The following is a 17,660-nucleotide window of genomic DNA, read 5'->3' on the forward strand; positions in this document are numbered from 1 at the left end:
CCCGTAGAGTTCGGCTGCGCTGTCCCGCCTACCCCGAGGTACCGCTGTGTCCCCCGCACCACCACCGCCCGCCGTCCCGGCGCCCGTCTCCGCCGTGAGCGTCGTGGGCATCGGTGCCGACGGCTGGGCCGGCCTTCCGGGCACCGCACGCGCGGTGCTCCTGGACGCGGAGGTCCTGATCGGCGGTGAGCGCCAGCTGGGGCTGCTCCCGCCGGAGTGCGCGGGCCGGCGGGTGTCCTGGCCCTCACCTCTGCGGCCCGCCGTGCGCGGCCTGCTGGCCGAACACGCGGGGAGCAGGACCGCCGTCCTGGCCAGCGGCGACCCCATGTTCTACGGCATCGGCCGCGCCCTCACCGAGGAGCTCGGCGCCGGGGCGCTGAGGGTGCTGCCGCACCCGTCCTCGGTGTCGTACGCCTGCGCCCGGCTCGGCTGGCCGGTGGAGGACACCGAGACCGTCACCCTCGTCGGCCGTCCCGCGGCCCGGCTGGCCGGCGCGCTGCACGACGGGCGCCGCCTGCTGGTGCTCTCCGCGGGCGCCGCCACGCCCGCCGCCGTGGCCGCCCTGCTGCGGGAGCACGGCTTCGGGCCCAGCCGGATGCGGGTGCTCGAACAGCTCGGCTCACCGGCCGAGGACTGCCTGTACGGCATCGCCGACACCTGGGAGCACCCGGCCGGGGACCCGCTCAACGTCGTCGCGGTGGAGTGCCGGAGCACCCCGGGCACCCTGCGCCTCGGCGCCGTACCCGGGCTCCCCGACGAGGCCTACGAGCACGACGGCCAGCTCACCAAGCGCCATGTCCGGGCAGCCACCCTCGGCGTACTCGCGCCCGCCCCAGGCGAGCTCCTGTGGGACATCGGCGGCGGCTCCGGATCGATCGCGGCGGAGTGGATGCGGACCCACCCGTCCTGCCGCGCCGTCACCGTGGAACGCGACCCGGTCCGGGCGGGCCGCATCGCCCGTAACGCCGACCGGCTCGGCGTCCCCGGGCTGCGCGTGGTCACCGGCCGCGCACCGGACGCCCTGGCCGGTCTGCCCGTGCCCCACGCCGTGTTCATCGGCGGCGGGCTGACCGCGCCGGGGATGCTCGATGCCTGCTGGGACGCGCTGCCCCCCGGCGGCCGACTCGTCGCCAACACGGTCACGCTGGAGTCGGAGGCGCTGCTCGCCGATTGGTACCGGCGGCTCGGTGGTGACCTGGTCCGCCTCGCGGTCGCCCATGCCGTGCCCGTCGGGGGGTTCACCGGATGGCGTCAGGCCATGCCCGTCACCCAGTGGTCCGTACAGAAAACCCCGCACGCTCCAGGAGACGACAGATGACCGTGTACTTCATCGGCGCGGGCCCCGGCGCCGCCGACCTGATCACCGTGCGCGGTGCCCGTGTCCTCGCGGCCAGCCCGGTCTGCCTGTACGCGGGCAGCCTGGTGCCGCGCGAACTGCTCGCCGAATGTCCGGCGGACGCCCGGCTCGTGGACACGGCTCTGCTCGACATCGACCAGATCACCGCCGAGCTGGTGCGCGCCCATGAGGCGGGCCAGGACGTGGCCCGTCTGCACTCCGGCGACCCGTCGGTCTTCAGTGCCGTCAACGAGCAGATGCGACGGCTCGACCAGGCGGGCGTGGAGTACGAGGTGGTGCCCGGGGTGCCGGCGTTCGCCGCGGCCGCGGCGGCGCTCAAGCGGGAGCTGACGGTGCCCACGGTCGGGCAGACCGTGATCCTCACCCGGATCGCCCAGCGGGCCACGGCGATGCCCGAGGGCGAGGACCTGGCCACGCTGGGCCGCAGCGGTGCGCTGATCGTCCTGCACCTCGCGGCGCGATACGTCGACCGGGTGGTCGACGAGCTGCTGCCGCACTACGGCGCGGAGTGCCCCGCCGCCGTGGTCGCCATGGCCTCGCGCCCGGACGAGATCATCCTGCGCGGCACGCTGGACTCGATCGCGGGGCAGGTGAAGGCTGCGGGAGTGATCCGGACAGCGGTGATCATGGTCGGCCGGACTCTGGGCGCGGAGCAGTTCCGCGACAGCCACCTGTACTCCCCGGAGCGGGACCGCCACACCTGCTGACGGCCGGGCGGGGCGGCTGCCGCCCCGCCGTCCGTTCACCGCAGCCCGCTGCGCCCCACGACGGCCCCGGCCCGGTCGATGCAGATCACGTCCACAGCCACCGGCGCCCCCCGCAGCACGGACAGCGCCTGATCCCTGGCAGCCACCGCGACCAGGTCGCCCAGCGGCACCCCGGCCGCGGTGCACAGCTGCAGCGCGGCGAGGCCGGTGTTGGCGACCTCGATCTCCGCGGCCAGAGCCTCGCTCGCGCCCCCCTGCCGCGCCAGCCGTGCCAGGAACGGCTTGTCCACCTGGGAGCGGCCGGAGTGCAGGTCCAGGTGGCCGGCGGCCAGCTTGGACAGCTTGGCGAACCCGCCGCAGACGGTGAGCCGTTCCACCGGGTGACGGCGCACGTACTTCAGCACCGCACCCGCGAAGTCGCCCATGTCCAGCAGGGCGATCTCCGGCAACCCGTACTCGGCCACCACCGTCTTCTCCGAGGTCGAGCCCGTGCACCCCGCGACATGCCGGTGTCCGGCCGCGAGTGCCACGTCCACCCCGCGGCGGATCGAGTCGATCCAGGCCGAGCAGGAGTAGGGGACCACGATGCCCGTGGTGCCCAGGATCGAGATGCCGCCCAGGATGCCCAGGCGGATGTTCCACGTGAAACGTGCGATCTCCTCGCCGTCGTCCACCGAGACCGTGATCTCGACGTCGCCGGTGCCGCCGTGCTCGGCAGCCACCCGTGCGACATGGTCCCGCATCATCTGACGGGGGACGGGGTTGATCGCGGGCTCCCCGACATCGAGCGGCAGGCCGGGAAGCGTCACCGTCCCGACGCCGGGCCCGGCTCTGAACACCACTCCGGACCCGGCCGGCAGCAGCCGTACGGTGGACCGCACCAGTGCGCCGTGGGTGACGTCCGGGTCGTCACCCGCGTCCTTGACCACGCCCGCCGTGGCCCGCCCGTCGGCGAGCTCCTCCACCGCGAGCGCGAAGGCAGGGGTCTGGCCTCTGGGCAGGGTGATGCTCACCGGGTCGGGGAACTCGCCGGTCAGCAGGGCGGTGTACGCGGCCGTGGTCGCCGCCGTCGCGCAGGCCCCGGTCGTCCACCCCGGCCGCAGACCGGTGTGCTTGAGTTGGGCGGTGCGCCCGCCCTGCGCCTCACTGCTCATGGATGGACCGATCCGATGCCCTTGCACGTACTCGTCCTCGGCGGCACGACGGAGGCCCGCCGGCTCGCGGAGTCGCTGGACGCCACGGACGGGGTCCGGGTGACCAGCTCACTCGCGGGCCGTGTCGCCCGGCCGGTGCTGCCGCCCGGTGGGATACGCGTCGGCGGCTTCGGCGGGGCCGAGGGCATGGCCGAGTGGCTCCGCGTACACCACGTGGATGCGGTCATCGACGCCACCCATCCCTTCGCCGGAACGATCAGTTTCAACGCGGCCTCGGCAGCCGCCGCTGTCCATGTTCCCCTGCTGGCCCTCCGACGGCCCGGCTGGGTGCCCGCCGAGGGAGACCGGTGGCACATCACCGACTCCCTCGCGGGTGCGGCGGAGCTGCTGCCGGAGCTGGGGTCGCGCGTCTTCCTGACCACGGGACGCATGGGACTGGCGGCGTTCGCCGCGCTGGAGTCGCTGTGGTTCCTGATGCGCTCGGTGGACGCCCCCGAAGCCCCGCATCCGGCGCGGATGGAGGTCCTGCTGGACCGCGGGCCGTTCTCCCTGGAGAGCGAGCGGGAGCTGATCCGGCTCCATCGCATCGACGTCCTGGTCACGAAGGACAGCGGGGGTGAGGCGACCGCACCGAAGCTCACCGCCGCCCGCGAGGCCGGGATCCCGGTGGTGGTGGTCGCCCGCCCGCCGGTCCCCCCGGGGGTGCCGGTGGCCGGGACGCCGGAGGAGGCCCTCGTCCTGCTGCGGGACCTCACGCTGCTGCGGGACCTCACGAGCCTGTGATCCGGTGGCGCGTGGCTGGCTCGGACGCCTGTATGGCCGTCGCACCCGGCGTGTGGCGGGTTCGGAGACCCGTACGGCCGTCCGACCGGCGCGTGGCTGGTCCAGACGCCATCGGACCCGCCGCATGGCCGGTCAGACGCCTGTACGGCCGTCCAGGCGCTCGCGGAGGAGGTCGGCGTGACCGCAGTGGCGGGCGTACTCGCCGATCATGTGCGTGTAGATCCAGCGCAGGGTGACCCGGCCCCCCATGAAGGGGCAGGTGTCGTCCAGGGCGCGGCCCGCGCAGTTCTCCCTGGCGCGGTCCATCTCCGACTGCCAGACGGCCCGCGCCTTCCCGTACGTCGCGTCCTCGGCCAAGTCGAACCCTCCGTCGGTGCCCTCCGGACCGGCCTCAGGATCGTAGATCGGCGGTATGTCCTCCTGGGCGAGAACCCGGCGGAACCAGTTCCGCTCGACCTCCGCGGCGTGCTGGAGGAGGCCCAGCAGGGTGATCGGCGACGGCGCGGCAGCCGGCTCGCGGAGCCGTCCGTCCGTCAGGCCCTCGCACTTCCGGTCGAGCGTGACGCGGTAGAAGTCGAGCCAGCTCTCCAGGGAGGTCCGCTCATCGGCGTCCAGAGGAGGCATGTGGCGTACGGGAGTGCTCATGACGGACATCGTGGCACGGGGGTCCGACAACGGGCCCGGGCCACCTGCCCGGCCGGATTGTCAGTGGGCGTCACTAGCGTGGGGACCGACCCACTCACCGGCGTTGCGCATCGGGCGTGACGTGACCTCAGGAGCCGTGCATGCAGCCCACGTTCGCCGATTTCTCCGTCGCGCCGGCTCGTGTGTCCAACTGCGGCACGGCGTACGAGGCGTGCCACGCCGGCTCCTCGCACCTGGCGATGAGCGCCGGGGCCCGAGTCACGCTGGAATTCGAGGTGGACGCCGAGGAGGAGATCGGTGAGGCGACGCTCAAGGTGACCGCCCTGGTGTCCAAGCTGGGCGGCTCTCCCGGATACGCCCCGGTCGACCTGGTGGTCAACGAGTACCCGCTCGTCCGTGGACTCACCGTGCCCGGAGGCGGAGATCTGCCGCAGGACAACGTGTTCGCGGTACCGGGCAGGTCGCTGCGGCCGGGCACCAACACCCTGGAGATACGCACGGCGGACGACGCGCGCAGCATGCTCTGGCTCTACCGCGTCACGCTCGACTCCGTCTACGAGCGCGGTCGTTCGGAGCGCGCGATGGCGGCGGACGCGGCCCGCAACACGGTCTTCGCCTACACGACCGAGCGCTGCGAGCCCTTCACCTCGTCGTGGGAGCCCGGCCCCCGGCTGCTGTTCCACGTCGACCGGGGCGAACAGTCGCTGCCCGCGCAGCTGGGGTGGCGCGGGGCGGACGGCGCGGAGTCGGCGATCAGCTTCCAGTCGAACATGTCCGACTTCCACGGGCACCACCGGGCAGCCGACGGCACACTCGCGGAGTTCCGCGGCAGGATCGCCGGGCGCTGGGCCTTCCCGGAGGGCACCGAGGACGCACACGTGCACCGGTTCGGGACGGAGGAGGGGTGGGGCGGCGGCTGGCACAGCTCCGGCGAGCTGCGGCTGCTGGTGGACGACGGATCGGGGCCCGTGGAGCGGGTGACCTGGCGTGATCAGCGGGGCAATTCCGGTGTGGCAGGGCTGCGCATCGGTCCGGGCGGGGCGAGTTCCCCGGCGGACGTCACCGCGGACGCGTCGGTGGTCGGCGCGAGCGACGAGTACGTCGCCGCCGGGGAGATCGCGGAACATCTGCTCGACTCCTCGCAGGAGAAGTGGCTGGCGGGCGACGCCCGGGCCTGGGTGGAGTTCCGGCTCGAGCGCCCCGTCACCCTCACCTCGTACACGCTGACCTCGGCCAACGACTTCCCGCAGCGGGACCCCCGGGACTGGCTGCTCTACGGCTCGACGGACGGTGACCGTTGGACCCGGCTGGACTCCCGGGCGGGGGAGGCGTTCACCCGGCGCTTCGAGGCCAGGACGTTCCGGATCACCGGGGCCCCGGCCGGCCCCTTCACCCGCTATCGGCTCGACATCATCGGCAACGGGGGAGCGGACGAGATACAGCTCTCCGGCGTGCGGTTCGCGGGCGTCGGGCCGGTCGATTTCAGCGGCTACTACCAGCGGTACAACGAGGGCCCCATCGGGTACCGGGGGACAGCGGTCAACGCGCCGCCGAGCCTCGCCGCGCATGCCGACTCCGCCGCGGAGGCGGGGAAGGCTGCTGAGGCGGCCCGGCTCGCGGAGGAGGCCGAGCAGGCGGCGCGGCTCGCGGAGGAACTCGACCGGGCGGCCCGGAGCCTGGCCGAAGCGGCACGGTCCATGGGCAAGATGGCCGCCTGGGTCAGGGACCGCTGACCGGCCGCCCCGGACGGCGGCCGCCGCCGCGACGGCCGCCGTCCGGGGCGGGCGCGCGTCCGTCGCCGGGGTGTCGTGGTGCCGCTTCGGGCTGTTGTGGCGCCGCTCCTCCGCGTGCGCCGCTCCGCCGTCGCCTCTCGGCCGTGTGCGCCGCTCCGCCGCGTGCGTCGCGACGGAGCTCCGCCGCGACGGCCTCGTCAGTCCTCCGGGTAGCGGCGAGGCGTCCAGACGATCTGCTCTCCGTCGCCCCGTCGTACCCACCGGGTCTGCGAGGAACCGACGATGAGGATCGTCCTCATGTCCACCTCGGCCGGGTCCAGATCGGCCAGCCGCACCGTCCGCACGCTCTCCGCCGGCCCGCCGACGTCGCGGCCGAGCACCACGGGCGTGTCCGGGGAGCGGTGTTCCAGCAGCAGGTCGCGGGCCTTGCCGACCTGCCAGGTCCGGCTGCGCGAGCCGGGGTTGTACAGCGCCATCACGAGGTCGGCCGTGGCCGCCGCGCGCAGCCGCCCGGCGATGACCTCCCACGGCTTGAGCCGGTCCGAGAGCGAGAAGGTGGCGTAGTCGTGACCCAGCGGCGCACCCGCCCGGGCGGCGGCCGCGTTGGCCGCGGTCACCCCGGGCAGCACCCGCACCGCGATGTCCGTGTAGGCGTCCTGCGAGGCCACTTCCAGTACGGCCGTCGCCATCGCGAAGACCCCGGGGTCGCCCCCGGACACCACGGCCACCCGGCGCCCCCGGCGTGCGAGGTCGAGGGCGAATTCGGCGCGCTCCGACTCGACCTTGTTGTCGGAGCCGTGGCGCTGCTGGCCCGGCCGCACCGGGACCCTGTCCAGATACGTCGTGTAGCCGACCACGTCGTCGGCGGCGGCCAGCGCCCCGCGTGTCTCGGGCGTCAGCCACAGCGGTCCGGCCGGCCCGGTACCGACCACGACGACCTCGCCGGAACCGGGGGCCCGCTCCGGCCGGGGCGCGTCGATCCGGCTGGGCAGCACGGCGACCGCGAAGTACGGCACGGAGCCGGCGTCGGTGTCCGCCAGGACGCCGGTGCGCTCCCCCGCCATGGTGGCGCGTTCGACGTACCGCGCCTCGGGCAGCCGCCCGGACGCCTCGAACGCGCGGCGGACGGCGGGGAAGGTCCGCCCCAGCTTCATCACCACGGCGGAGTCCGTGGCCGCCAGACGCGCGGTCAGCTCCTCCTCCGGAAGGGTGCCCGGCAGGATCGTCAGCACCTCCTCGCCCTCGACGAGCGGGGTACCGAGCCGGGCGGCGGCGGCACTGACCGAGGTGACACCGGGGATGACCTCGGTGTCGTAGCGGTCCGCGAGCCGCTTGTGCATGTGCTGGTAGGAGCCGTAGAAGAGCGGGTCGCCCTCGGCGAGCACGGCGACGGTGCGCCCGGCGTCGAGGTGCACCGCGAGGCGGGCCGCGGCTTCGGCGTAGAACTCGTCCAGCGCGCCCCGGTAGCCGCCCGGGTGGTCCGTGGTCTCCGTCGTGACGGGGTAGACCAGCGCTTCCTCGATGTGGTCGGCGCGGATGTACTGTGCCGCGATCGACCTGGCGATGGAGCGGCCGTGCCGGGCGGAGTGGTACGCGATGACGTCCGCCTCGCCGATGATCTGCACGGCCCGCACGGTCATCAGGGCCGGGTCGCCCGGCCCGAGCCCGACACCGTAGAGCCGTCCGGTGCCTCCGGTGCCTCCGGTGCTTCCGGTGCTTCCGATGCCGTCGGTCTGCTGCTGCTCGGGCACGCTCACTCCTCCTCGCTGGCGATCGCGTTGAGGGCGGCGGCGGCGATGGCGCTGCCACCGCGCCTGCCCCGTACGACGAGGTGCTCCAGACCCGACGGGTGGGCGGCCAGGGCCTCCTTGGACTCGGCGGCCCCGATGAAACCGACGGGCACACCGATGACGGCGGCGGGGCGCGGTGCGCCCTCCTCGATCATCTCCAGCAGCCGGAAGAGCGCGGTGGGCGCGTTCCCGACGGCGACGACCGCGCCCTCCATGCGTTCCCGCCAGAGTTCCAGGGCGGCGGCGCTACGGGTGGTGCCGAGCTTCGCGGCCAGACCGGGAACGGCGGGGTCGGACAGGGTGCAGATCACCTCGTTGTCCGCGGGCAGCCGTTTGCGGGTGACGCCGCTGGCGACCATGGCGACGTCGCACAGGATCGGCGCCCCGGAGCGCAGGGCCGCGCGGGCGTCGGCCACCGCGTTCGGTGAGAAGGCGAGATCGCGTACGAGGTCGACCATGCCGCAGGCGTGGATCATACGGACGGCGACCTGGCTCACGTCGGCGGGCAGCCCTGCCAGATCCGCCTCCGCGCGGATGGTGGCGAAGGACTGGCGGTAGATCGCCGGTCCGTCCTTCTCGTACTGGTGCACAGTGCTGTCGCTTTCTTCATCGGACAGGTCGGACAGGTCAGGCAGTCGTGGTCAGGCAGTCGTGGTCAGGCAGTTGGAACAGGTAGGGCAGTGGGGGCGGAGTCGGTGACACGGGGTGGTCAGGTGCGCGCGCCCCGGGCCGCCGCCACGGCTGCGGCGAGCGCGTCCGGGTCGTCCCGGACCGTCACCGACCCGGCGCTCCGGTCCCCCCGCACGTGGGAGATCCGGTGCCCTCCGGCGGTGGCGACCACGTCGATCCACTCCCCGTGCGGATGGCCGCAACGGCGTTCGCACCCGGACCAGTACACAGGGAGCCGTCCGGCCGGTCCGACGGCGGCCCCCGCCTCGGCCCGCACGTCCGAGAGCGACTTCGCGCACCCGGGCCGCCCGATGCAGGCCCCCACACCGGCCCACGGGGAGCCCGGTCCGGTGATGAGGCCCGCCTCGGAGAGGCCGCGCAGCAGGAGGCCCGCACGGCCGGGCCCGATCCCGGTGACGACGGCCCCGCGCCACGGGGTGAGGCGCAGTTCCCCGCCGCCCGACAGGAGCCGCCACTGAACCGGGTCCAGCCGCCCCAGCGGTACGCCGACGGAGAGCGCGGTGTCGCGGTGGCTGCCCGGAACGGGGCCGGGTGCCGGGGAAAGGGCTTCGAGGGGGAGGGGGCGGCGGTCCGGGGTGGCGGCGATGCCGGTCTGCCGCAGCCGTCGGGCGACGTCGGCGCGAAGCGCGTCCCTCGTGCCCTCCGGCAGGTCCCTGACCCGCCAGGCGCCGGTGTCCCGGGCGGAGTCGAGGAAGGCCTCGGCGGCGGTCAGCGCGGCGCGGGGCCCCTCGGTGGAGGGGACGCGCAGGACGGCGTCGCCGTCCCCGATGCGCAGCAGGGCGCCGTCGGCACCGTGGGCCAGCAGGGTGAGGTCGGCGCCGAGGGCGTCCACGTCACCCCGGCCGTCGTCGAGCGCGAACAGGAAACGGCCGGAAAGCTCCGTCGCTCCGTCGCTCGCGCACAGGAGGCGGTCCAGTCCGGTCAGCCAGGGGCGGACGTCGGCAGCCCCGAGGCCGTCGAGGCCGGACAGGGGGGAGGCGACCACGTTGCGTATGCGTTCATGGCGTTCGGAGGGCAGCAGTCCGGCGTCGTCCAGCAGCCCGGCCAGTCCCGCACCGCAGTCCGGGGCGAGTCCGCGCAGCTGCACGTTTCCGCGGGAGGTGAGATGCAGCTCACCGTCACCGAAACGTTCGGCGGCACACCCGAGTGCTTCTGCCTGGCGGGGCGTCAGCACCCCGCCGGGTATCCGGATCCGCGCCAGCGCACCGTCGTCCGCCCGGTGCAGGCGCAGCGCGCCGGGGCAGGCGTCACCGCTGCTCCGGGCACACGCATCGCCCGGAGACCGGGACGGAAGGGAGGAGGCGGACATGGCGGCGAGCATACCGACCGTGACCGTGGTACACCCCGACGGTCACTGTGACCTACGGGACACCCGCCACCGCCCCGGTCAGGGCGGGGGCCGTCTGGTCAGGACCCCCCACCCGCCGCCTACTATGCCTAGCGGCGGTCCGTTGGGTCCGCCATCGCCATACGGCGACATGGGAGGAAGCCCGGTGAGATTCCGGCGCGGTCCCGCCACTGTGAGCCCGGCCATCCGGCCGTGCGAGTCAGGAACTCCCATCCCCGAGGTCCCGGCTCCGCCCGAGACCCCAATCCGACACCGCCCGGGGCGTGGACACCCCGGGGAAGGACTGACGCCGCATGATCCTGCTCCTGTCGACGTCCGACACCGACCTGCTCAGCGCCCGTGCCTCCGGCGGCCCGGTCGGCTTCCGTTACGCGAACCCGTCCCGGCTCTCCGTCGAGGACCTGCCGCAGCTCCTGGAGGGCACGGATCTCGTCGTCGTGCGTCTCCTCGGTGGTGTCCGTGCCTGGCAGGAGGGGCTCGACCAGGTGCTGGCCACCGGCCGGCCGGTCGTCGTGCTCACCGGTGAACAGGCCCCCGACGCCCAGTTGATGGCCGCGTCGACCGTGCCCATCGGCATCGCGGCGGAGGCGCACGCCTACCTCGCGCACGGCGGCCCCGCCAACCTGGAGCAGCTGGCGCGTTTCCTCTCCGACACCGTGCTGCTGACCGGCCACGGCTTCGAGCCGCCCGCCCCGGCTCCCGCGTGGGGCCCGCTGGAACGGACCGCCAGGGACGTCACCGGCCCGACGGTCGCGGTGCTCTACTACCGTGCCCACCACATGAGCGGGAACACGGCGTTCGTCGAGGCGCTCTGCACGGCCGTGGAGGACGCGGGCGCCCGCCCCCTCCCGCTGTACGTCGCCTCGCTCCGCTCGCCCGAGCCCGAGCTCATCGACGAACTCCGCGCGGCCGACGCCATCGTGACGACGGTCCTCGCCGCGGGCGGCACCAAGCCCGCCACCGCGTCGGCCGGCGGGGACGACGAGTCCTGGGACGCGGGCGCCCTCACCGGTCTCGACGTACCCGTCCTCCAGGCGCTCTGCCTCACCAGCCCGCGCGCCGCCTGGGAGGAGAACGACGAGGGCGTCTCCCCGCTGGACGCGGCCACCCAGATCGCCGTACCCGAGTTCGACGGGCGCCTGATCACCGTGCCGTTCTCCTTCAAGGAGATCGACGAGGACGGTCTGCCCGCGTACGTCGCCGACACGGAGCGGGCTGCCCGGGTCGCCGGGATCGCCGTACGTCACGCCCGGCTCCGCCACATTCCGGCCGCCGAGAAGCGGATCGCGCTCGTCCTGTCCGCCTACCCGACCAAGCACTCCCGCATCGGCAACGCGGTCGGCCTCGACACCCCCGCCAGCGCCGTCGCCCTGCTGCGCAGGCTCCGCGAGGAGGGCTACGACTTCGGCCCGGAGGAAGAGATCCCGGGTCTGGTCTCCGGCGACGGCGACGAGCTGATCTACGCGCTCATCGAGGCGGGCGGCCACGACCAGGAGTGGCTCACCGAGGAGCAGCTGGCCCGCAACCCGGTGAGGATCCCCGCCGCCGACTACCGCCGCTGGTTCGCCACGCTGCCCGCGGAACTCCGCGCGTCCGTGGAGGAGCACTGGGGCCCGGCGCCCGGCGAGATGTTCGTCGACCGGTCGCGCAATCCCGAGGGCGACATCGTGCTCGCGGCCCTGCGCCGCGGCAATCTGCTGATCCTCATCCAGCCGCCGCGCGGCTTCGGCGAGAACCCGATCGCGATCTACCACGACCCCGATCTCCCGCCCTCGCACCACTACCTGGCCGCCTACCGCTGGATCGCCGCGTCCGCCGACGACAACGGCTTCGGTGCCGACGCGATGATCCACCTCGGCAAGCACGGCAACCTGGAGTGGCTCCCAGGCAAGAACGCCGGCCTGTCCGCCGCCTGCGGTCCGGACGCCGCGCTGGGTGACCTGCCGCTGGTCTACCCGTTCCTGGTCAACGACCCCGGAGAGGGCACCCAGGCCAAGCGCCGCGTGCACGCCACCCTCGTCGACCACCTCGTGCCGCCGATGGCGCGCGCCGACAGCTACGGCGACATCGCCCGCCTCGAACAGCTCCTGGACGAGCACGCCCAGATCGCGGCGATGGACCCGGCCAAGCTCCCGGCCGTCCGCGCCCAGATCTGGACCCTCATCCAGGCCGCGAAGCTCGACCACGACCTGGGCCTGGAGGACCGGCCGGAGGACGAGGGCTTCGACGAATTCATCATGCATCTCGACGGCTGGCTCTGTGAGATCAAGGACGTACAGATCCGCGACGGTCTGCACGTGCTGGGCGGCGCCCCGGCCGGCAAGGACCGCGTGAACCTCGTTCTCGCCGTCCTGCGCGCCCGCCAGATCTGGGGCGGCACGGCCTCACTGCCCGGCCTGCGCGAGGCGCTCGGCCTGGACGAGTCGGCGGCCACCCGCACCGCCGCCGACGCGACCGAGGAGCAGGCCCGTGCGCTCGTCCAGGCCATGGACGACGCGGGCTGGGACCCGGCAGCCGTCACGGGTGTGGCCGCGGGTCACCCGCAGGCCGTCGCGGACATCCTGGACTTCGCGGCACGTGAGGTCGTGCCCCGCCTCGCCGCGACGACCGACGAGCTCGACCACGCGGTCCACGCGCTGAACGGCGGCTTCGTCCCCGCCGGTCCGTCCGGTTCGCCACTCCGCGGCCTGGTCAACGTCCTGCCGACCGGCCGGAACTTCTACTCCGTCGACCCGAAGGCGGTCCCCTCCCGCCTCGCCTGGGAGACCGGCCAGGCCCTCGCCGACTCGCTCCTGGAGCGTTACCGCACCGACAACGGCGACTGGCCGACCTCCGTCGGCCTGTCCCTGTGGGGCACCAGCGCGATGCGCACCGCCGGTGACGACATCGCCGAGGCGTTCGCCCTGCTCGGCGTCCGCCCCGTCTGGGACGACGCCTCCCGCCGGGTCACGGGCCTGGAGGCGATCCCGTACGAGGAGCTGGGCCGCCCCCGTATCGACGTCACGCTGCGCATCTCCGGCTTCTTCCGCGACGCGTTCCCGCACACCATCGGCCTGCTCGACGACGCCGTGCGCCTGGCGGCCTCCCTCGACGAGCCCGCCGAGCGGAACTTCGTACGGGCCCACACGCAGGCCGATCTGGCCGACCACGGCGACGAGCGGCGCGCCACCACCCGTATCTTCGGCTCCCGGCCGGGGACGTACGGCGCGGGGCTGCTCCAGCTCATCGACTCCCGCGACTGGCGTACGGACGCCGACCTCGCCGAGGTGTACACCGTGTGGGGCGGCTACGCCTACGGCCGTGAGCTGGACGGGCGCCCGGCCCGGGACGAGATGGAGACCGCGTACAAGCGGATCGCGGTGGCGGCGAAGAACACCGACACCCGTGAGCACGACATCGCGGACTCGGACGACTACTTCCAGTACCACGGCGGCATGGTCGCGACCGTACGCGCGCTGAAGGGCACCGCCCCCGAGGCGTACATCGGCGACTCGACCCGCCCCGAGACGGTGCGCACCCGCACCCTGGTCGAGGAGACGTCCCGGGTCTTCCGCGCCCGGGTGGTCAACCCGAAGTGGATCGAGGCGATGCGTCGCCACGGCTACAAGGGTGCCTTCGAGCTCGCCGCGACGGTCGACTACCTCTTCGGGTACGACGCGACGACGGGCGTGGTCGCGGACTGGATGTACGACAAGCTGACCGAGACGTACGTCCTGGACCCGGCGAACCGCGAGTTCCTCCAGCAGGCCAACCCGTGGGCCCTCCACGGCATCGCGGAGCGCCTCCTGGAAGCCGAGTCCCGGGGGATGTGGGCGAAGCCCGACCCGGCGGTGCTCGAAGCCCTGCGCCAGGTGTTCCTGGAGACCGAGGGCGACCTGGAGGGCGAGGACTGAGGGAGCACGCCGGCCGGAGAGTCCTCCGGCCGGCGTCCCGCGGTTCCGCCTTGCCCTCTCCGGGCAACGGGTCCACGCTTGTGGAATGGGTGACCGAGCAGGCCACGCGCCCATCACATCCGTCCAGCACGCGTTCCGCTTGATGGAGGCCGTGGGGGCGCACGAAAGTGGCGCGCCCGCCGAGCGACTGGCGCGGGACGCGGGGCTTCCTCTGGACGGGGCGCACGAACTCCTCCGGAGCCTCACACAGGACGGTTATCTCCGCAGGCTCGACGACGGCGGTTACGTCCTCGGCGCCAAACTGCACGGCGGTCACTCCGCCCAGGACCTGGTCAACCGGATCCGCCCGGCTCTGGCCGCGCTGCGCGACGACCTGTCCGCCGCCGCCTACCTCACCTTCTACGAGGACGGCGAGATCCGGATCGCCGAGATAGTCGACGGCCCGAAGGCGCCGAAGGTCGATCTCTGGGTGGGGTTCAAGGACGCCGGGCACGCCACGGCCCTGGGCAAGTGCGTCCTGCGCGAGCTGGACGACGAAGCACGCCGCGACTATCTGGCACGGCACGCCCTCGCCGACCTCACACCGCGCACGATCACCCACCGGGAGGAGCTCATCCGGCAGCTCGAATCATCGACGTCGGCACCGGTGATGATGGACCGGGAGGAGTACGACCTCGGCACGACGTGCATCGCGGTCCCCGTCCACAGCGGCAACAGGCTCGGCTCGCTCGGGGTCTCGTTCCGGGCGGACCGGATGTACCGCACCAGACACGTCACGGAAAGCCTGCTGGCCTCGGCGAACCGCGTGAGCAGGGGCCTCGCCCTCGACCTCTGAGCACCGCGGCGACGCGGGGACCGGGCCCACGTCGGGGACCGCCGTGGCGTCCCGCGTCGGCCACCGTGGGCCGTCGTGCACGCGGTACCGGGCCGGGGGCGCGGGTGGCACGGGCCCGCCGGCCGGACCGGTCAGGAATCGAGAAGCACGTGGCACGGAGCCGCCATAGCTTCGTTCCATGACTTCCCTCGCATCCGTCACCCTCGAGGCGACCGACCCCACCGCCGCCGAACAGTTCTACGCCACCGCCTTCGGTCTGGGCACCCGGCTGCGTGTGCGGGCCACGGAGGCGCCGGCCTCCGGGTTCCGCGGCTACACGCTGTCGCTCACCGTCCCGCAGCCGTCCACCGTCAACGGCCTCATCGACGCCGCCCTCGACGCCGGCGCCACGCCGGTGAAGCCCGCGACGAAGTCCTTCTGGGGTTACGGCGGTGTCGTACGGGCTCCCGACGGGGCCCTGTGGAAGATCGCCACCTCGGCGAAGAAGGACAAGGGGCCCGACACCCGGCAGATCGACCGCTTCGTGCTCCTGCTGGGCGTGGAGGACGTACTCGCGAGCAAGCGCTTCTACGTCGGCCGCGGTCTCACCGTGGGCAAGAGCTTCGGCCGCAAGTACGTCGAGTTCGCCACCCCGTCGGCCCCTGTCACGCTGGCGCTCTACGGCCGTCGTGCCCTGGCCAAGGACGCCGGGGTCGCGCCCGACGGGGCCGGATCGCACCGGATCGTGCTCGACAGCGACAGCGTCCCCTTCACCGACCCGGACGGTTTCGAGTGGGAGAAGACGTCAGGGTGAGGTGCGCCCGTACCCCCGGCCGTGCGAGGGCCGGTCGAGCTGAATGCGCTGGGCTGCTCCGGGCGGGCGTGGCACCATCACGGACGTGACGAGCAGACCCACCGAGGCGCAGCATCTGCGCGACCTGGCGCTGCTGCGCCGCGTCCGCGACCGGATGGACCGGGAGTACGCACAGCCGCTGGACGTCGAGGCTCTCGCGCGGGGCGTGAACATGTCCGCCGGACACCTCAGCCGCCAGTTCCGGATCGCCTACGGCGAGTCGCCGTACGGCTACCTGATGACACGGCGGATCGAGCGCGCGATGGCGCTGCTGCGTCGTGGGGACCTCAGCGTCACCGAGGTCTGCTTCGAGGTCGGCTGCTCGTCGCTGGGCACCTTCAGCACGCGCTTCACGGAGCTGGTCGGCATGCCACCCAGCGCCTACCGGCGTCAGGCGGCGGGCGGGACCGCGGGCGTGCCGCCGTGCGTGGCGAAACAGGTGACGAGACCGGTCAGGAATCGAGAAGCACGCGCCGCCGAGCCGCCGCTAGCGTGAGCGCCATGGACATCACCATCAATACGAGCGTCCTCCCGCACGACGACCCGGACGCAGCCCTGGCCTTCTACCGCGACACGCTCGGCTTCGAGGTCCGCAGCGACGTCGGAACCGGCACGATGCGCTGGATCACGGTCGGCCCCGCCGGCCAGCCCGGCACATCCATCCTCCTGGCCCCGCCGGCCGCGGACCCGGGCATCACCGAGGATGAGCGCCGCACCGTCGTCGAGATGATGGCGAAGGGAACCTACGGCTGGATCCTCCTGGCCACCAGGGACCTCGACGGCATCTTCGAGAAGCTGCAGGCCGGCGACGCGGAGGTCGTCCAGGAGCCGACCGAGCAGCCGTACGGGGTGCGCGACTGCGCGTTCCGCGACCCCGCCGGTAACCAGATCCGCATCCGCGAACTGCGCTGATCCCCCGCGCCCCCCGGCCGTTGCTGCTGGGGTGGAGGGAGCTTCCCCGGGGCGGGCGTGAGACGCACGTCCGGTCGGCACGCACGGGGCCGGGCTCGTGGAGGGATTCGATGGACCCCGCCCTCCGCCGGGGGTACGCGCCCTGTGGGGGACGAACCGCAGCAGACGGCTCAACTCCCGCGCTCCACAAGCCCTCTGGGCGGCTCTGTGGGGCGGCGTAATGATCACAACACCATGACGAATTCCAAACCACCCCCGAACTGCCTTCACCAAACCTTCACTTGTGCCATGCTGCTGCGCCTGAAGTCAGAACCAGCAGATGGAGCCCAGCACATGTCAGAGACACAGCCCGACACGGCGCTCAGCACGAGCGTTCCCAGCCAGGCCGGAGGTGTCGTCGCACCCGGCGCCGCCCAGTTGCCGGGGCAGGCCATGAAGCGCCGGGGGCCCGTCGCCGTGTGGCTGGGCCTGACCCTCATCACCCTCGGGATCTACCAGCTGGTCTGGTACTACAAGATCCACAACGAGCTGCAGGAGTTCGACCGGCGCCAGACCCTGAAGCCGGCGGGCAGCATGCTGGTCCTGCTCTTCCTTGGGTGGACCGTGATAGCCCCGCTGATCTCCTTCAAGAACACCGGCAAGGCCATCGCGAACGCGCAGCGCGCCGCCGGCCTGCCGGTGACGTGCAGCCCGGCCACGAGCATGTGGCTGATGTTCGTCTTCGGCCTGAACGTCTGGTACATGCAGCGCCAGCTCAACCTGGTCGTCGACGCCTACCCGGATGTCGCCCCCGGTGCCCCTGTGGCCCTCGCGGCCTGAACCACTCTCCGACCGTCGGGGTCGGATGAGGAAGCCGACGCCTGGCCGCTCCGGCGCGGGTCCCGGCAGTCGTGGACGACCGCTCGATGCGCATCGGGCGGTCGTCCACTCCCGTAGAGGCCCTCCGCGGCGTCCGCACCCACGCCGCCGCCGTGCCCTGCC

General features: G+C 73.1%; 15 protein-coding genes and 1 riboswitch. Of the genes, 10 read left to right on the plus strand and 5 right to left on the minus strand.

Going from position 1 to position 17,660, the window contains the following annotated elements; genetic code table 11:
* Positions 1–46 precede the first annotated feature (46 nt).
* Both OO67_RS02580 and cobM read left to right on the plus strand, forming a co-directional pair.
* Positions 47–1,318 (plus strand): bifunctional cobalt-precorrin-7 (C(5))-methyltransferase/cobalt-precorrin-6B (C(15))-methyltransferase, encoded by a 1,272-nt coding sequence (locus OO67_RS02580; protein WP_033296897.1) that lies wholly within the window; start codon positions 47–49, stop codon positions 1,316–1,318.
* On the plus strand, positions 1,315–2,064 hold the full coding sequence (gene cobM / locus OO67_RS02585; RefSeq protein WP_033296898.1) for a precorrin-4 C(11)-methyltransferase: 750 nt from the start codon (positions 1,315–1,317) through the stop codon (positions 2,062–2,064). The genes OO67_RS02580 and cobM overlap by 4 nt, the downstream gene beginning before the upstream one ends.
* Before the next feature lie 35 nt (positions 2,065–2,099).
* On the opposite strand, the gene OO67_RS02590 is transcribed toward cobM, so the two are convergent.
* A complete protein-coding gene (locus OO67_RS02590) occupies positions 2,100–3,218 on the minus strand; it encodes a cobalt-precorrin-5B (C(1))-methyltransferase (protein WP_033296899.1) in 1,119 nt (372 codons plus the stop codon).
* 15 nt (positions 3,219–3,233) lie between these two features.
* On the opposite strand from OO67_RS02590, the gene OO67_RS02595 reads away from it, so the two are divergent.
* Complete coding sequence (locus tag OO67_RS02595) at positions 3,234–4,001, plus strand: cobalt-precorrin-6A reductase (RefSeq protein WP_033296900.1); 768 nt, start codon at positions 3,234–3,236, stop codon at positions 3,999–4,001.
* A gap of 132 nt (positions 4,002–4,133) precedes the next feature.
* Here OO67_RS02595 and OO67_RS02600 read toward each other — a convergent pair whose 3' ends face one another.
* Positions 4,134–4,646 carry a DinB family protein gene (locus OO67_RS02600; protein WP_033297022.1) on the minus strand — a complete coding sequence of 171 codons (513 nt, stop codon included), beginning with the start codon at positions 4,644–4,646 and terminating at the stop codon, positions 4,134–4,136.
* Positions 4,647–4,786: 140 nt separating this feature from the next.
* Here OO67_RS02600 and OO67_RS02605 point away from each other — a divergent pair, with 140 nt between their 5' ends.
* Positions 4,787–6,379, plus strand: coding sequence for an alpha-1,2-mannosidase (locus tag OO67_RS02605; RefSeq protein ID WP_033296901.1), 1,593 nt, complete (start codon positions 4,787–4,789; stop codon positions 6,377–6,379).
* A gap of 197 nt (positions 6,380–6,576) precedes the next feature.
* Here the strand turns inward: OO67_RS02605 and cobJ are convergent, their stop codons facing one another.
* The 3 genes from cobJ to OO67_RS02620 form a co-directional block, all read right to left on the minus strand.
* Complete coding sequence (gene cobJ, locus OO67_RS02610; protein WP_033297023.1) at positions 6,577–8,103, minus strand: precorrin-3B C(17)-methyltransferase; 1,527 nt, start codon at positions 8,101–8,103, stop codon at positions 6,577–6,579.
* A 29-nt stretch (positions 8,104–8,132) separates the two neighbouring features.
* Complete coding sequence (locus tag OO67_RS02615) at positions 8,133–8,759, minus strand: precorrin-8X methylmutase (protein ID WP_033296902.1); 627 nt, start codon at positions 8,757–8,759, stop codon at positions 8,133–8,135.
* Positions 8,760–8,878: 119 nt separating this feature from the next.
* Positions 8,879–10,180, minus strand: coding sequence for a nitrite/sulfite reductase (locus tag OO67_RS02620; RefSeq protein ID WP_033296903.1), 1,302 nt, complete (start codon positions 10,178–10,180; stop codon positions 8,879–8,881).
* Between the two features lie 106 nt (positions 10,181–10,286).
* Positions 10,287–10,435, plus strand: a riboswitch (cobalamin riboswitch).
* 65 nt (positions 10,436–10,500) lie between these two features.
* Between OO67_RS02620 and cobN the strand changes: the two genes are divergently transcribed.
* From cobN to OO67_RS02650, 6 genes are all read left to right on the plus strand, one after another.
* Positions 10,501–14,100: a cobaltochelatase subunit CobN gene (gene cobN, locus OO67_RS02625; RefSeq protein ID WP_033296904.1), complete on the plus strand. Its 3,600-nt coding sequence runs from the start codon at positions 10,501–10,503 to the stop codon at positions 14,098–14,100.
* An 85-nt stretch (positions 14,101–14,185) separates the two neighbouring features.
* Positions 14,186–14,935 carry an IclR family transcriptional regulator gene (locus tag OO67_RS02630; RefSeq protein WP_033296905.1) on the plus strand — a complete coding sequence of 250 codons (750 nt, stop codon included), beginning with the start codon at positions 14,186–14,188 and terminating at the stop codon, positions 14,933–14,935.
* Positions 14,936–15,113: 178 nt separating this feature from the next.
* Entirely contained in the window at positions 15,114–15,728 is a 615-nt protein-coding gene (locus OO67_RS02635) for a VOC family protein (RefSeq protein ID WP_033296906.1), read from the plus strand.
* An 85-nt stretch (positions 15,729–15,813) separates the two neighbouring features.
* Complete coding sequence (locus tag OO67_RS02640) at positions 15,814–16,263, plus strand: helix-turn-helix transcriptional regulator (protein WP_033297024.1); 450 nt, start codon at positions 15,814–15,816, stop codon at positions 16,261–16,263.
* 5 nt (positions 16,264–16,268) lie between these two features.
* The gene (locus OO67_RS02645) at positions 16,269–16,679 is read left to right on the plus strand and encodes a VOC family protein (RefSeq protein ID WP_033296907.1); all 411 of its coding nucleotides are present in this window, start codon (positions 16,269–16,271) and stop codon (positions 16,677–16,679) included.
* Positions 16,680–17,012: 333 nt separating this feature from the next.
* Positions 17,013–17,498 (plus strand): DUF4234 domain-containing protein, encoded by a 486-nt coding sequence (locus OO67_RS02650; protein ID WP_033296908.1) that lies wholly within the window; start codon positions 17,013–17,015, stop codon positions 17,496–17,498.
* Positions 17,499–17,660: the final 162 nt, after the last annotated feature.

Origin of the sequence: Streptomyces atroolivaceus, assembly GCF_000717025.1 — a bacterium.
Taxonomy (GTDB): Bacteria; Actinomycetota; Actinomycetes; order Streptomycetales; family Streptomycetaceae; genus Streptomyces; species Streptomyces atroolivaceus.